This window comes from Methylobacterium sp. 391_Methyba4, from assembly GCF_029691625.1.
In the GTDB taxonomy this organism is placed as follows: domain Bacteria; phylum Pseudomonadota; class Alphaproteobacteria; order Rhizobiales; family Beijerinckiaceae; genus Methylobacterium; species Methylobacterium fujisawaense.
In genome coordinates this window covers 2,534,003-2,548,694 of record NZ_CP121475.1, presented here as the reverse complement: position 1 = coordinate 2,548,694, position 14,692 = coordinate 2,534,003, and the positions used below count along the sequence as shown (strand labels likewise).

Below are 14,692 nucleotides of genomic sequence, written 5' to 3'. Positions count from 1 at the left end.
GGGGGCGCCCACAGGAAATCATCGCCGCCATGACCGACCCGATGACCGCTCCCGAACCCGGTCCCTTCGACGACATCCGCAACCTGCTGAAGGCGATGCCGGGCCCCGACGCGGAGGCGAAGGCCGCGGTCGCCGCCCGGGACGCGACCCTGACGAAGCCCGCGGGCTCGCTGGGGCGGCTGGAGAGCCTCGTGACGTGGCTGGCGGCATGGCAGGGTAAGGCGCCCCCGAGCTTCGACCGGCCGCTGGTCTGCGTCTTCGCCGGCAGCCACGGGGTCACGCGCCGCGGCGTCTCGGCCTTCCCGGACGCGGTCAACCGGCAGATGCTCGACAATTTCGCCGCCGGGGGCGGGGCGATCAACCAGATCTGCGCGGCCTACGGCCTCGGCTTCAAGGTGTTCGACCTCGCCCTCGACATGCCCACCGGCGACATCACGGAAGCGCCGGCCCTCGACGAGCGCGCCACAGTGGCCACCATGGCGTTCGGCATGGAGGCGGTGGCCGCCGGTACCGACTGCCTCGGCATCGGCGAGATGGGCATCGGCAACACCACCGTGGCGGCCGCCCTCTACGCCGCCCTGTTCGGCGGCGATCCCGCCCACTGGGTCGGGCGCGGCACCGGCGTCGACCGGGACGGCCTGTCCCGGAAGGTCGCGGCCGTGGAGGCGGCGCTCGCCCACCATGCCGGCCATCTCGACGACCCGCTCCAGGTCCTGGCGCGCCTCGGCGGCCGGGAGATCGCCGCCATGGCGGGGGCGATCCTGGCCGCCAGGCTCCAGCGCATCCCGGTGGTGATCGACGGCTACGTGGCCACCGCCGCCGCGGCCGTGCTCCACGCCGCCGATCCGAGCGCCCTCGACCATTGCCTCGCCGGCCACGTCTCGGCGGAGGGCGTCCACGCGGAGGTGCTGGAGCGGCTCGGTCTGGTGCCGCTGCTGGCGCTCGGCATGCGCCTCGGCGAGGCCTCGGGCGCCGGCATGGCGATGGGCCTGCTGAAGGGCGCGCTCGCCTGCCACACCGGCATGGCGACCTTCGCGCAGGCCGGTGTGTCCGAGAAAGGGGCGGGCTAGGACCGCCCCGCGGGCGCTTCGACCCTCCAGGCTCAGGCGGTCTTCTCGATGTTCCAGAAGAACTGCACGGGCGCCATCACCATGCCCTTGAGCTTCGAACTCACGGCCATCGGCTGCTGCACGAGGCCCGCAGGGGCGTAGGGCACGACCGCGAAGGCGCGCTCCTCGATGCGGGCGGCCAGCGCCTTCTGCTGCGCCTCGTCGCTCGTGGCGATCCACTCGCTGCGCAGGGTCTCGAGCGTCGGGTCGTCCGGCCAGCCGAACCACGCGGCCTGACCGTTGGCCCGGATCAGCGGGTGGAGCGCCGGGTTCAGGACGTCGGCCCCCGACCAGAGCGTGTGGAACAACGACCAGCCGCCGGTATCGACCGGCCCGCGGTTGCCGCGGCGGGCGATGAAGCTGCCCCAGTCGGTGGAGACCAGATCGACAGTCATCCCGAGCTGCTTGAGCAGATCCTGGGTCACGAGCGACTGGTTGTAGGCGATCGGCTGGTCGGCCGGGGCCAGCAGCACCACGCGCTCGCCCTTGTAGCCGGCCTTGGCCAGCATCGCCTTGGCCTTGGCGAGGTCCCCCTGCATGGCGGCGGCCCCGCCGGCACCGGTCGACATCGGCGAGCCCGGCGTGAAGAAGGTCTTGGCCTCCCGGTAGTATTCTGGGCTGCCGACCACCGCCTGCATGTAGTCGTCCTGCTGCATGGCCATCATCACGGCCCGGCGGATCTCGGGATTGTTGAACGGCGGCTGCGTGTGGTTGAACCGCATCAGCAGGATCAGCCCGAGCGGCACGTTGCGGATCTCGATCCCGGGCTTGCCCTTCAGGACGGGGATCAGATCGATCGCCGGCTGCTCGTACCAGTCCACCGCCCCCTGGATCATCGCGCCCACCGCCGCCGAGGCCTCGGTGATGGCCAGCCACTCGATCCGGTCGACCTTGGCGACCTTGCCGCCGGCCGCCCAGGAGGGCGCCTCCTCGCGGGGCCGGTAGCCGGCGTGGCGGGTGTAGATCGCGTTCTGGCCGGGAATCCATTCCCGCGCCTCGAACCGCCAGGGCCCGGACCCCATGGCGTCGGCGATCGGCTTGGACGCGTCCTGAAGGGCGATGCGCTCCGGCATGATGAAGGGCACGTTGGAGGACAGCTTGCCCAACGCCGCCGGGAGCAGGGGGAAGGGCTGCTTCAGGCTGATCGTGAAGGTCCGGGCGTCCTCCTGGCCGTATTCCGCCACGAATCCCGCCAGGGTCTGACCGAAGGCGTCGCGCTTGGACCAGCGCGCGATGGACGCGATGCAGTCCTTGGCCTCGACGGGGGAGCCGTCATGGAAGGTGAGACCGTCGCGGAGATGGAAGGTCCAGCGCAGGCCGTCGGGCGCGGTCTGCCACTCGCGGACCATCTGCGGCTGGATCCGGAAATTCTCGTCGGTGGCGAACAGCGTGTCGTAGACGAGATAGCCGTGGTTGCGGATGACGTAGCTCGTGGCGACGATCGGATCGAGGGACGGCAGGGGCGTCGACGGGATGAAGCGCAGCACGCTGCCGCCGCCGGGCTGGGCCCGGACCAGGTGCGGGAGGCCGAGGCCGGCGGCCGCGCCTGCGGTTCCGGCCAGAAGCTGGCGACGGGAGAGCTTCATCGCGGGCACCCTTGTCCTGATCGAGCCCGTTGCCCGATTGATTTTATACAATTTCAACACCGGAGCTCCGCCGTCAAGGGTCCTGCGGAGCTCCCGGGGGCGACCGGGAGCGAGACGATGAAGAACCGGACCATCGCGGGTTCGATCGGGACCGAGATCCGGCGACGCATCCTCGACGGGCGCTATCCGGCCGGCTCGCAGCTCCGCCAGGACGGGCTCGCGGCGGAGTTCGGGGCCAGCCGGATCCCGGTGCGGGAAGCCCTGTTCCAGCTCGAGGCCGAGGGCCTCGTGCGGATCCTGCCCCATCGCGGCGCCATGGTGGCGCCGCTCTCGCCGGCGGACGCGGCCGAGGCCCTGGAACTCCGGGGCGCCCTCGAGCCCCGCCTCCTGTCCCTGTCGGCGCCCAACCTGACCGCCGACGATTACGCCCGGGCCGACGCCCTGCTGGAGGATTACGCCGCGGCGTTGCGCGACGGCGCGACGGCGCTCTGGGGCGCCCTCAACACGGAGCTGCACCTCCTCCTCTACAGCCGGGCCGAGCGGCCCCGCGCCCTCGCTCTCGTCGGCTCCCTCCTGGCCGAGTGCGACCGCTACACGCGCCTGCAGCTCTCGACGGACAATGCCGAGCTGGAACGGGCCGACCGCGAGCACCGCGAGATCGTCCGGCTCTGCCGCAACGGCCACGTCTCGGCGGCCTGCGCCCTCCTGACCGACCATATCGACCACGTCGCGTCCGCGCTGATGGCCTTCCTGGGCGACGCCTCGGCGACCCCCACCAAGCGCGAGATTGTATAAAATCCTTGCCAGAATCGCGCGTCGCTGCCATGAAGAGGGGCGCCACCCCGCGAGGCCCGACAGGCCGGCCGGGGCGATTCTCCTCCCAGCAGACGAGCCGGCGATGGCCTTCGACCGACACATCTTCTCCGGCACGATCCCGGCCCTGATGACCCCCTGCCGGCCGGACCGGACACCCGATCTCGACGCCCTGGCGCGGAAGGGGAAGGACCTCGTCGCCGCGGGGATGTCGGCGGTGGTCTATTGCGGCTCGATGGGTGACTGGCCGCTGCTCACCGACGAGGAGCGGATGGCGGGCGTCGAGCGGCTGCTGGCGGCCGGCGTCCCGGTCATCGTCGGGACCGGGGCCCAGAACCCGAAGCGGGCGGCGGCGCTCGCCGCCCACGCCAAGGCGGCCGGCGCCCAGGGCCTGATGATCATCCCGCGGGTCCTGTCGCGGGGGAGCGCGGCCGCGGCGCAGGAAGCCCATTTCTCCGGCATCCTCGAGGCGGCGGTCGACCTGCCGTCGGTGATCTACAACAGCCCCTATTATGGGTTCGAGACCCGGGCGGACCTGTTCTTCCGCCTGCGCACCCGGTATCCGCACCTCGTCGGCTTCAAGGAGTTCGGCGGCGCGGCCTCGCTCACCTACGCGGCCGAGCACATCACCGGCCAGTCGCCCGACATCACCCTGATGGTCGGGGTGGATACGCAGGTGGTGCACGGCTACGTCAATTGCGGCGCCCGGGGCGCCATCACGGGCATCGGCAACGTCCTGCCGCGGGAGGTCCTCCACCTCGTCGCCCTGTGCGAGAAGGCCGCCGCGGGCGACGTCCAGGCCCGCCGCCGGGCGGAGGAGCTCGACGCCGCACTGGCGATCCTGTCGAGCTTCGACGAGGGGCCGGACCTCGTCCTGTACTACAAGCACCTCATGGTGCTGGAAGGAAACCCGGAATACGCCCTCCACTTCAACGCCACCGACGCGCTGAGCGCCGGCCAGCGCCACTACGCGGAGACGCAGCTGCGCCTGTTCAAGGCCTGGTACGCCCGGTGGTCGGAAGAGGCCGCGGAGGACCGCCCCCGGGCCTGACCCTGCACCGGGGCGGCCCTCCTCGGCCATCGGGGGGGGGGCGGGCGGCACGCCCCGGAACAGCCAGCCTTTGCGCGAAACGGTCCGTCGGCGCTATTGCGGGTGCGAGATCGGTCCCAGCCCGCGAACCCCGCCCATGAAGATCACCCAAGCCTTCACCTTCGAGGCGGCCCACCGGCTGCCGAACGTGCCCGAGACCCACCGCTGCCACAGGATGCACGGGCATTCCTACCGGGTCGAGCTGACGGTGGCCGGTCCGGTCGATGCCAACACCGGCTGGGTGATCGACTTCTACGACATCGAGTCGATCTTCGGGCCGCTGCTCGCCCGGCTCGACCACCATTGCCTCAACGAGATCGAGGGGCTGGAGAACCCGACCGCCGAGAACATCGCGGCCTGGATCTGGCAGCGCCTCCGGCCGGACCTGCCGGGCCTCGCGCTGGTGCGGGTCGCCGAGACCCCGATGTCCTGGGCCGAGTACGATGGCGAGTGAGGCCGCGCCTTCGGGGGACCGCGCCGCGCTGGTGCTGTTCTCCGGCGGCCAGGATTCGGCCACCTGCCTCGCCTGGGCGCTGGACCGGTTCGACCATGTCGAGACCCTCGGCTTCGATTACGGACAGCGCCACCGGGTCGAACTCGACCGCCGCGCCGCCCTGCGGGCGGGCACGACGGACCTCAATCCCGACTGGGCGCCCCGCCTCGGGGCGGACCACACGCTCGCCCTCGACGCCCTCGGGCAGGTGTCCGAGACGGCGCTCACCCGGGAGGCGGCGATCGGCTACGAGGCGTCGGGCCTGCCCAACACCTTCGTGCCCGGCCGCAACCTCGTCTTCCTGACCTTCGCGGCGGCGCTCGCCTACCGGCGGGGCCTCCGACACGTGGTCGGCGGGATGTGCGAGACCGACTATTCCGGCTACCCGGACTGCCGCGACGACACGATCAAGGCCCTGCAGGTGGCGCTCAATCTCGGCATGGAGCGGCGCTTCGTCCTGCACACGCCGCTGATGTGGCTCGACAAAGCGCAGACCTGGGAACTGGCCGAGACGTTGGGGGGCCGAGCGTTGGTCGACCTGATCGTCGAGGAGAGCCACACTTGCTACCTCGGCGAGCGCGGGCAGCGGCATCCCTGGGGCTACGGCTGCGGGACCTGCCCGGCCTGCCGCCTCCGGGCGGACGGCTACGCGCGGTTCACTGCGGCCTGAGCCCGTCCACCAGGACCGCCAGCGTCCCCCGGAAGGCCGCCGGGCTCGCGAACAGGCGCTCCATCAGGAGCGCCCCCTCCAGGGTGGCGACGACGTAGCGGGCGAGCGCCGCCGGATCCGCGCCGCCGCGGACGCTCCCGTCCGCCTGCCCCTCCCGCAGGATCGCCTCCAGCCACGCGAGGTGATCCGCAAAGAAGGCCGCGATGTCCCGGCGCAGGCGCTCGGGCAGGGCCTCGCCCTCGATGGCGAGCGCCGCGCACAGGCAGCCGAGCCCCTGCTCGACACCGCCGAGATAGAGCCGGCCATAGGCCTCGACCCGGCCCGGCCCGTCCGGGACGTCCCGGCGGATCGCCTCCAGGGCGGCGGCGTAGCGCGCCGCATAGGCCGCCACCAGGGCGGCGCCGAGATCGATCTTGGTGGGGAAGTGGTGGTGGATGCTCGCCTTGCGGATGCCCACCGCCGCCGCGAGGTCGGCGTAGCTGAAGCCGGCATAGCCGCGTCCCCGCACCAGGGTCTCGGCCTGCATCAGCAGCTCGGCGCGGGTATCCCTCATCGCGGCGATCGTCGCTCCGGCTCACGCGAATGTGGGGCCGGCCGCGATCCCGATCGCGGCGCACCCCTTGACGGAGGAGCAATCTACCTACTTAATGGTAGACAATCAAGATCGGGAGGTTTCGGCATGACGGCATCCGCCGTCCATCCGAGGACGTTCGCCGCCGGCGCCGGGCTGACGCGGCGGCACGCGCTCTTCGCGGGGCTCTGCCTGTGCTGCCTGCCGACGCTGGGCCGCGCCGCCGAGAGCTTCACGATGGAGGAGGTCGGCCCGGGCGTGTTCGTGCGCAAGGGCCTGATCGCCGACGCAACCTCCGACAATGCGGACGCCATCGCCAATATCGGCTTCCTCATCGGCAAGAGCGGCGTGCTGGTGACGGAATCCGGCGGCAGCCTCGCGGACGGCCAGTGGCTGCGCGCCGAGATCGTCAAGCGCACGCAGAAGCCGATCACCCACGTCGTGCTGACCCATGTCCATCCCGACCACGTCTTCGGCGCGGGGGCGTTCGTCCAGGACAAGCCGGTCTTCATCGGCCACGCCAAGCTCACCGAGGCGCTCTCGGCCCGGGGCGAGTTCTACCGCAAGCGCCTGATCGATCTCCTGGGCGAGGACCGGACCGGGCCGGTGGTCTACCCGACGATGAGCGTGGCCGACACGGCCGAGATCGACCTCGGCGACCGGCGCCTGACCTTCACGGCGCACGGGCCGGCGCACACCACCTCGGACCTGTCGATGATCGATTCCGGCAGCGGCCTGCTGTTCCCCGCCGACCTGCTGTTCGTGAACCGGATCCCGTCCCTCGACGGCAGCCTCAAGGGCTGGCTGAGCGAGATCGAGCGCCTGAAGGCCATGGGCGCCTCACGGGCGGTGCCGGGCCACGGCCCCGTCGCGGTGGATCTCGCCCCGGCGCTGTCCGACCTTACCGGCTACCTGACCGCCCTCCGCGACGGGACCCGGGCTGCGATCGCCAAGGACGTTCCCATCGAGAAGGCGGTGACGCGCGTCGCCGCGGACCAGCGGGACCAGTGGGCGCTGTTCGAGACCTACAACGGCCGCAACGTCACCGTGGCCTATCAGGAACTCGAGTGGGAATAGGATTTTCGGTTCCCCATATCGGATGACAACGGGAGGCACGCCATGACCCACCGGATCGGAAAGACCCTCTCCACCCTCGCCCTCAGCGCCGCCCTGGCGGCGACCGCCCTGTCCGGCCCCCTCGTCCACGCTGCGCAGGCGGCGGGCGCCTCCGATACCGATCAGGAGCGGGCGGCCCGCTGGCAGGAGATCGCCAAGTCGATCTTCGGCGACCGCCAGATCGCCCAGACCGACAGCCTCGTGAAGATCGACGCCCCCGCCCGGGCGCTCGACGCCGCCCTGGTGCCGATCACCCTGACCATGCCCAACGACGGGCAGATCAAGGCGGTCTCGCTGATCATCGACGACAACCCGGCGCCCTACGCGGCCAAGTTCGAGTTCGGCCCGGCCGCCGACCCGGCCGAGTTGAAGCTGCGCGTGCGGGTCAACAACTACACCGACATGCACGCCGTGGTGGAGACGCAGGACGGCAAGCTCTACGAGGCCAAGCAGTTCGTGAAGGCGTCCGGCGGCTGTTCGGCCCCGATGGGCATGAGCGACGAGGAGGCCATGAAGGGCATGGGCGACATGCGCATGAAGTTCGCCGAGACCCAGCCCGGCAAGCCCGTGGAGGCGACGCTGATGATCCGCCACCCGAATTTCTCGGGCATGCAGATGAACCAGGTGACCCGCGACTACACGCCGGCGCGCTACATCGACAAGCTCACCGTCTCGGCGGGCGACCGGACGGTCTTCACCATGACGGGCGACATCTCCATCGCCTCGAACCCGGTGATCAACTTCGCCTTCAAGCCGGACGGCAAGCCGATCCAGGTGGCGGCTTCCGACAACCAGGGCGGGCGCTGGCAGCACAGCTTCACCCCGCCGGGCCCGACGAACTGACCATGCGGCGCCTCCTCCTGACCGGCCGGGCCGCGGCGGCCTGTGCCGCACTCCTCTGCCTCGCCGCCGCGCCGGCCGATTCGCCGGTCAACGTCCCCGAGCCGGAGGGGCTCTATGCCGGCCCGCCGAAGGGCTACACGCCACAGACCCTGAAAGGGGCGACGGTGGTCGATGCCGACGCCGTCGCGGCCCTGATGGCGGGCCCCGACAAGCCGGTGCTGATCGACGTGGCTGCCCCGGACCGCAAACCGTCGAACTTCCCGGAGGGACGGTTGTGGCTTCCGGTGCATCCCTCGATTCCGGGGGCCGTCTGGATGCCGGAGGCCGGCGCCGAGCCCCTGGCGCCCGCGCGCGAGGCGCTGTTCTACGACCGGGTCGCCGCGCTGACGGGCGGCGACAAGGCCCGCCCGGTGGTGGTGTTCTGCCACGTGGAGTGCTGGGGCAGCTGGAACGCCGCCAAGCGCCTCATCCTGAAGGGCTATACCGGCGTGCGCTGGTTCCCCCAGGGCGTCGAGGGCTGGCAGGAGACGCACGAGACCGCGAACCTGCAGGTCGATCCGGCCTGGAAGGCGGGCGCCGAGCCACAGGCGGGGCGCTGACCCGCGGCGCCGGGCGGTGTAAGAGGGACGCATGAAACGGGACGCGCCCCCTCTCCCGAGCGGGAGAGGGTTGGGGTGAGGGAACAGGTCTTTCCGGACGAGTCACCCCCTCATCCTGTCCCACTCCCGCACGGGAGAGGGGACCGGCGCTTGCCCTCGGTGCCGGAAGGGATCTGAATCATGTCGCAGGTCGTGCAGTCCCGACGGCTCCGGGCGATCGATATCGGCAAGCGCAAGGCCGAGGGGCGCAAGATCACCGCGCTGACCGCCTACCACGCCCACACGGCCGGCATCGTCGATCCCTATTGCGACTTCATCCTCGTGGGCGATTCCCTCGGCATGGTCATGCACGGGATGGAATCGACGATCCCCGTGACCCTGGAGATGATGATCCTCCAGGCCCAGGCGGTGATCCGCGGCACCGAGAAGGCGCTCGTCGTGGTCGACATGCCGTTCGGCTCCTACGAGGCCAGCCGGGAACAGGCGTTCCTCAACGCGTCCCGGGTGCTGAAAGAGACGGGCGCGGGCGCGATCAAGATGGAGGGCGGAGCCCATTTCGCCGAGACGGTGGCGTTCCTGGTCCAGCGCGGCGTACCGGTGATGGGGCATATCGGCCTCACCCCGCAGGCTGTGAACACGATGGGCGGCTTCAAGGTCCAGGGCCGGGGGCCCGACGACGAGCGCCGCCTTCTGGAGGATGCCCGCGCCATCTCCGAGGCCGGCGCCTTCGCGATCGTGCTGGAGGGCATCGTCGAGCCGGTGGCCCGCGCCATCGCGACCTCGCCCCGGGTGACGGCCGCCACGATCGGCATCGGCGCCTCCGCGGTCTGCGACGGCCAGATCCTCGTGCTGGAGGACATGCTCGGCCTGTCCGAGCGGACGCCGAAATTCGTGCGCCAGTTCGGCAGCCTGCGCAACCATATCGAGGAGGCCGTGAAAGCCTACGCGGAGGAGGTCCGGGCCGGGCGGTTCCCGGCCGACGACCACACCTACGGGTAGGGCAGGGGCGGCCGATGTCCCCTCCGATCCTGCCGTCGGGCGGTCGCGCCGAGAGGCTCGTCATCGCCTTCGCGCTGTGCGCCGCCATCGCCCGACCGGGACCGGCGCAGGCGCTGGAAAACCCGGCCTCCGCCTTCTGCGCAACGATGGGGGGACGGTCGATCATCGCGAAGCTGCCGGATGGGGGCGCGATCGGGCTCTGCTCCCTGCCGGGCAACAAGATCGTCGAGGAATGGACGCTCTACCGGATGCTCCATGGCGTGAAGCCCCCGGCCGACGACAACCCGTTCCGATAGCCCGGCCACGCGCGGGCGCATGCGAATCCCGAACGCGCCGCGCCCGTTCGAGGATGCCGTGACGGCCGGCGCGGGCGCGGTCTGTACCGGCCGACGACCACACCTGCGGTGAGAATCCGAGACGGGGCGACCAACGCTGGACCAGCGCGTACGGTCGCCACGGCCTCGCCTGGGGCCATGCCGGCGCCTTCAGCACTGGCGCGCAGATCCTCGTGTCGCTCTATCCGGAGGCCGGTTTCCACACCCTCGTCCTGACGAACGCCGTCCCGTCCGGCCTGCCGGAGGGGCGCGCCGACAGCTTCGCCGACCGCGTCTTCGACGGCCGGGCCGGCCAGGACAGGCTGAAGGCCTGGGGGGCGGCCTACGGCGCACCGCCGGCCTGGGCCTCGGCATCCTGGCGCGACGGTAGGATCGATCCCGTTCGTCAGCCCACCCGCCGCGACGGCAGCCGCAACCCCGGGGCGGGCCGCTCCAGCAGCACCTCCCGGCGGAAGCGCACGAGCCGCGCCGGCCGGCCGGCGGCGCCGCTGGTGACGCTCTCGGTCTCCTCCACCAGTCCCTGCTGCGCCACGAGACGGCGGAAATTCTGCTTGTGCAGCTGCGTCCCCGACAGGGCCTCCACGGTGCGCTGGAGCTGGAGCAGGGTGAATTCCGGCGGCATCAGCTCGAACACCACCGGGCGATACTTGATCTTGCCCCGGAGCCGGCCGATCGCGGTGGCGAGCACCCGCCGGTGGTCGAAGGCCATGGGCACGCCGGTCGGGTCGTTCGGGAGGGCCGGACCGGGATTGCCCTTCGCCTCCGGGATCAGACCGGCCTCGAACAGCAACTCGTAGCGCTCCAGGACACGCTCCTCGTTCCACGTGCCGCCGTTCATGCCGAAGGTCAGGCCGAGGCGGTCCAGGCGGCGGGTCCGGGTAGCGCAATCCTCGGGCTCGGACGCCCAGGCGGCGAGCCGCGCCTCGATGGCGTCGAGCTGGCGGGGGCGCCCCTGGCGGAAATCCTCGTAGGGCAGGTAGCGGTACCAGTTCTGCCACGCGGCCTCGGCCAAGCCGGCCGGCCGCTCCTCGCGAACGAGCGCCAGATAGGCCACCGAGAGCGAATGCACGCCGGACAGGTTCGCCGTGCCGGAGCGGTCCCGGTCGCCGAAGGTATAGAGCTGCTCCACGTAGCCCAGACGCTGGTGCGTCTGCCGCTCCACCCAGGCGCGCAGGCCCCGTTCCAGGGTCGCGTGCTCGGGGACCAGCGGGCCGGCCGGCAGGCCGTCGCCCCGGCCCGGTGCCTGGTCGGGCACGCGGATCGTCAGGGCGCGCGGCTCCCCCTTGGTCGCGGCGACGATCACCGCGACGAGGCCTACGGAGGAGCGCTCCGGCGAGGCCTGCGCCCCCCGCGCATCCGTCTGCGCCGCGGCACCCTTCATCGTTCCTCGACCGCCTCTCCCCCGGGACGCGCCGGAGCGGATCCCACCTATAGGGGGACAGGATCGCCGCGCGTCAACGCCGCTGTCGGACGGAGCGGCCCCGTGCGCTTGCCAACGCGCCGATGCCTGCCCAAACAGGGAGGGACCGGCGCGGACGCCGCCGGGGCGGTTCTGCCGGAACGAGGATACAGCGACAGCGATGCCAGCCAGCGCCAGCGCCGCATCGACCGGGAGACAGGCGGTCGACCTGCGACTCTACGGCCTCCTCGACGTCGGCGTCTGCGGCGCCGACGGGGCGTGGCTGGCTGAACTCGGCGCCGAAGCGGTGGCCGGGGGCTGCACCCTGCTCCAGTACCGCGAGAAGGACATCGCCGATGCCCGCGCCGCCCTGGGGCGGATCCGGGCGATCCTGGAAGCCGTGGGCGGCCGGGTCCCGGTCCTCGTCAACGACCGCGTCGACCTCGCCCTCGCCGCAGGCGCGGACGGGGTGCATCTCGGCCAGAGCGACCTCCATCCGGCGGATGCCCGCCGCCTCCTGGGGGAGGGCGCGATCATCGGTCTCACCCTCGAGAAGGCCGCCCAGGCGGACGAGCTGTACCGGCTTCCCGTCGACTACGCCTGCATCGGCGGCGTGTTCGCCACCACCAGCAAGGACAATCCCGACCCGCCCGTGGGCCTCGACGGCTTTGCCAGCATCGCCTTCCGCGCCCGCCTCGCCCGCGGGGCGGACCTGCCGCTCGGCGCCATCGCGGGGATCGGCCTGGACAACGCCGCCGCGGTGATCGCCGCGGGGGCGGACGGCGTCGCGGTGATCACCGCCCTGTTCGGCGCGGACTCGGTGCGCCAGCGCGCCCGCGACCTGCGCGCGCGGATCGACGCCGCCCTGGCGGAGCGGGCGGCCTCGCGATGAGCGACCCCGCGCCCATCGCGGTGACGATCGCGGGCTCGGATTCCGGCGGGGGCGCCGGCATCCAGGCGGACCTCAAGACCTTCTCGGCGCTCGGCGTCTACGGGGCCAGCGTGATCACGGCGCTGACCGCGCAGAACACGACGGGGGTCCAGGGCATCCACGACGTGCCGCCGGACTTCGTCACCCGGCAGATCGACAGCGTGTTCTCCGACCTCGCCGTGAAGGCCGTGAAGATCGGCATGCTGTCGCAGGTGGCCGTGATCGCCGCCGTGGCCGAGGGGCTGGCGCGCCACGCCGGGGCGATCCCGGTCGTCCTCGATCCCGTGATGGTCGCCACGAGCGGCGACCGGCTGATCGCGGACGCGGCCGTGGCGACGCTCCGCGAGCGGCTGCTGCCGCGGGCCGATCTGATCACCCCCAACCTGCCGGAGGCGGCGGTGCTCCTCGGCGAGGCCGTCGCCACGGACGCGGCGACGATCGTGGCCCAGGCCCGGCGGCTCGTGGGGCTGGGCGCCCGGGCGGTGCTGATCAAGGGCGGCCACGGCGTGGGGCGCGAGAGCATCGACCACCTCGTCACGGCGGACGGCACCCTGCGCACCCTCTCGGCGCCGCGGATCGCGACGGCCAACACCCACGGCACCGGCTGCACGCTCTCGGCCGCGGTGGCGGCGGGACTCGCCCAGGGCCTGGATCTGCCTGAGGCGGTGGCGGCCGCCAAGGCTTACCTCACGGCCGCCCTCGCCGCCGCCGACCAGCTCGCGGTCGGGACGGGCCACGGGCCGGTTCATCACTTCCACGCTCTCTGGTCGTAGGTCGCGCCCGAGCCGGCACTTTCCCGCGCCCCCGCCGCCCGCCGCCTTGCAACCGGGCGGCGATTGCGTTTGAAGAAGCGCACGATCGTTCGGATAACGGAACGGTACAGGCGGACCGGTGACGATGCAGGATCAGGCGGAACGGCCCGACCGGGGGCGCGGGCGCGACCTGCTGACCGGCGCGCAGGCGCTCTCCGGGCAGCTCGGCAAGACCATCCAGCGGCTGCGCAAGGCCTACAACCTGTCGCTCTCGGAACTCGCCGAGCAGTCCGGTGTGGCCAAATCGATCATCAGCCAGATCGAGCGCAACGAGACCAATCCGACCCTCGCGACCATCTGGCGCCTGTCGCAGGCGCTGGACGTGTCCATCGAGCGGGTGCTGGCGGCGGGCGACGAGGAGCCCTTCATCGAGAAGACCTCCCGGGCCGACACGCCGATCCTCGTCTCCGAGGACGGGAAGGTGCGGCTCGCGATCATCGGCTGGCTCAAGACGATCGAGTGGCTGCAATGGTACGAGGTCACGGCGGATCTCGGCGGCGTCCTCGACTCGGACCCGCACCAGCGCGGCTCGGTGGAATCGCTGTCGGTCGCCGAGGGCGCGTTCGAGGTCGAGATCGGCGGCAGCGTGCAGCGCGCGCGGGCCGGCGAGACCCTGCGCTACCGCTGCGACCGGCCCCACCTCATCCGCTGCACGGACGGCCCGGCCCGGGCCACCATGGTGGTGATCATGAAGGCCGCCGTGATGGAGTGAGGCGGTTTCACCGCCCGCTGTTCACCCACCGCACCACGTCGGCGAGCACGGTCACCAGCGCCTGATCGAGGGCGCGGGCGCCGTTTCCGGCATCGATCTTGGACACCGGGACCCGGGCCGTGAAGATCCGAGCGGCGGCGACCTTGCCGGTGCCGTCGGCCACGAGCTTCAGCGACAGGTCGACCACCGCCTCGCCGGTCGCGGCCTGGACATCGAAGGCGCGGATCTCGCTGATCAGCTGGTAGTCGGCCACGACCTTGTCGCCGGGGCGACTCACCGAGCGGAGCCGGCCGGAATTCTCCAGGCTCTGGATGAGCCGCGTCTGGATCAGGCGCGGCAGCCGGTCGGCCCATTGGCCGCCGCCCAGGAAGGACAGCGCCCCGCCGTTCTCGCGCACGATGATCCGGTCGGCCTCGAAGGGCTGGATCCCAACCGGCTCCGACACCACGATCGAACGGCCGGCCGCGATCGGCCGGCCCGCGGGGGGCAGCGCCGCGAGGTCGAAGGTGAGGGGCGCCACACCGCCGCCGCAGCCGCCCAGGAGGGCGGCGAACAGCGCGGCGGCGAGGATGTGGGACGAGCGGACCATACACATGACCTGAGAAACTCCGCCG

General features: G+C 71.8%; 17 protein-coding genes. 13 read left to right on the top strand and 4 right to left on the bottom strand.

The window, feature by feature from the left end:
- The first annotated feature begins 29 nt into the window (after positions 1–29).
- Complete coding sequence (gene cobT / locus P9K36_RS11815) at positions 30–1,070, top strand: nicotinate-nucleotide--dimethylbenzimidazole phosphoribosyltransferase (RefSeq protein WP_170861808.1); 1,041 nt, start codon at positions 30–32, stop codon at positions 1,068–1,070.
- A gap of 32 nt (positions 1,071–1,102) precedes the next feature.
- Here the strand turns inward: cobT and P9K36_RS11810 are convergent, their stop codons facing one another.
- The gene (locus P9K36_RS11810; protein ID WP_043757181.1) at positions 1,103–2,695 is read right to left on the bottom strand and encodes an ABC transporter substrate-binding protein; all 1,593 of its coding nucleotides are present in this window, start codon (positions 2,693–2,695) and stop codon (positions 1,103–1,105) included.
- 117 nt (positions 2,696–2,812) lie between these two features.
- On the opposite strand from P9K36_RS11810, the gene P9K36_RS11805 reads away from it, so the two are divergent.
- From P9K36_RS11805 to queC, 4 genes are all read left to right on the top strand, one after another.
- Positions 2,813–3,490 carry a GntR family transcriptional regulator gene (locus P9K36_RS11805; protein ID WP_043381987.1) on the top strand — a complete coding sequence of 226 codons (678 nt, stop codon included), beginning with the start codon at positions 2,813–2,815 and terminating at the stop codon, positions 3,488–3,490.
- Between the two features lie 103 nt (positions 3,491–3,593).
- Positions 3,594–4,559 (top strand): dihydrodipicolinate synthase family protein, encoded by a 966-nt coding sequence (locus P9K36_RS11800; protein ID WP_043355863.1) that lies wholly within the window; start codon positions 3,594–3,596, stop codon positions 4,557–4,559.
- A 136-nt stretch (positions 4,560–4,695) separates the two neighbouring features.
- A complete protein-coding gene (gene queD, locus P9K36_RS11795; protein ID WP_278307108.1) occupies positions 4,696–5,052 on the top strand; it encodes a 6-carboxytetrahydropterin synthase QueD in 357 nt (118 codons plus the stop codon).
- A complete protein-coding gene (gene queC / locus P9K36_RS11790) occupies positions 5,042–5,761 on the top strand; it encodes a 7-cyano-7-deazaguanine synthase QueC (RefSeq protein ID WP_043355856.1) in 720 nt (239 codons plus the stop codon). Before queD ends, queC begins: the two co-directional genes overlap by 11 nt.
- On the opposite strand, the gene P9K36_RS11785 is transcribed toward queC, so the two are convergent.
- On the bottom strand, positions 5,748–6,314 hold the full coding sequence (locus P9K36_RS11785) for a TetR/AcrR family transcriptional regulator (RefSeq protein WP_043381993.1): 567 nt from the start codon (positions 6,312–6,314) through the stop codon (positions 5,748–5,750). The two genes, queC and P9K36_RS11785, sit on opposite strands and share 14 nt — an antisense overlap.
- A 126-nt stretch (positions 6,315–6,440) precedes the next feature.
- Between P9K36_RS11785 and P9K36_RS11780 the strand changes: the two genes are divergently transcribed.
- The 5 genes from P9K36_RS11780 (at position 6,441) to P9K36_RS11760 (ending at position 10,185) form a co-directional block, all read left to right on the top strand.
- Complete coding sequence (locus P9K36_RS11780; protein ID WP_051976037.1) at positions 6,441–7,409, top strand: quinoprotein relay system zinc metallohydrolase 2; 969 nt, start codon at positions 6,441–6,443, stop codon at positions 7,407–7,409.
- 42 nt (positions 7,410–7,451) lie between these two features.
- Complete coding sequence (locus P9K36_RS11775; RefSeq protein ID WP_051976038.1) at positions 7,452–8,291, top strand: quinoprotein dehydrogenase-associated SoxYZ-like carrier; 840 nt, start codon at positions 7,452–7,454, stop codon at positions 8,289–8,291.
- 2 nt (positions 8,292–8,293) lie between these two features.
- Positions 8,294–8,890 carry a rhodanese-like domain-containing protein gene (locus P9K36_RS11770; protein WP_043355854.1) on the top strand — a complete coding sequence of 199 codons (597 nt, stop codon included), beginning with the start codon at positions 8,294–8,296 and terminating at the stop codon, positions 8,888–8,890.
- Positions 8,891–9,070: 180 nt separating this feature from the next.
- On the top strand, positions 9,071–9,889 hold the full coding sequence (gene panB, locus P9K36_RS11765) for a 3-methyl-2-oxobutanoate hydroxymethyltransferase (protein WP_043355852.1): 819 nt from the start codon (positions 9,071–9,073) through the stop codon (positions 9,887–9,889).
- 14 nt (positions 9,890–9,903) lie between these two features.
- On the top strand, positions 9,904–10,185 hold the full coding sequence (locus P9K36_RS11760) for a DUF333 domain-containing protein (RefSeq protein WP_051976039.1): 282 nt from the start codon (positions 9,904–9,906) through the stop codon (positions 10,183–10,185).
- Between the two features lie 424 nt (positions 10,186–10,609).
- On the opposite strand, the gene P9K36_RS11755 is transcribed toward P9K36_RS11760, so the two are convergent.
- A complete protein-coding gene (locus P9K36_RS11755; RefSeq protein ID WP_043757173.1) occupies positions 10,610–11,605 on the bottom strand; it encodes a membrane protein in 996 nt (331 codons plus the stop codon).
- A 199-nt stretch (positions 11,606–11,804) separates the two neighbouring features.
- Here P9K36_RS11755 and P9K36_RS11750 point away from each other — a divergent pair, with 199 nt between their 5' ends.
- From P9K36_RS11750 to P9K36_RS11740, 3 genes are all read left to right on the top strand, one after another.
- The gene (locus P9K36_RS11750) at positions 11,805–12,515 is read left to right on the top strand and encodes a thiamine phosphate synthase (RefSeq protein WP_278307107.1); all 711 of its coding nucleotides are present in this window, start codon (positions 11,805–11,807) and stop codon (positions 12,513–12,515) included.
- A complete protein-coding gene (gene thiD / locus P9K36_RS11745; RefSeq protein WP_043757169.1) occupies positions 12,512–13,327 on the top strand; it encodes a bifunctional hydroxymethylpyrimidine kinase/phosphomethylpyrimidine kinase in 816 nt (271 codons plus the stop codon). Before P9K36_RS11750 ends, thiD begins: the two co-directional genes overlap by 4 nt.
- 124 nt (positions 13,328–13,451) lie before the next feature.
- Complete coding sequence (locus tag P9K36_RS11740) at positions 13,452–14,078, top strand: XRE family transcriptional regulator (protein WP_043355842.1); 627 nt, start codon at positions 13,452–13,454, stop codon at positions 14,076–14,078.
- Positions 14,079–14,085: 7 nt separating this feature from the next.
- Here the strand turns inward: P9K36_RS11740 and P9K36_RS11735 are convergent, their stop codons facing one another.
- Complete coding sequence (locus P9K36_RS11735) at positions 14,086–14,667, bottom strand: ABC-type transport auxiliary lipoprotein family protein (RefSeq protein WP_043382003.1); 582 nt, start codon at positions 14,665–14,667, stop codon at positions 14,086–14,088.
- Positions 14,668–14,692 lie beyond the last annotated feature (25 nt).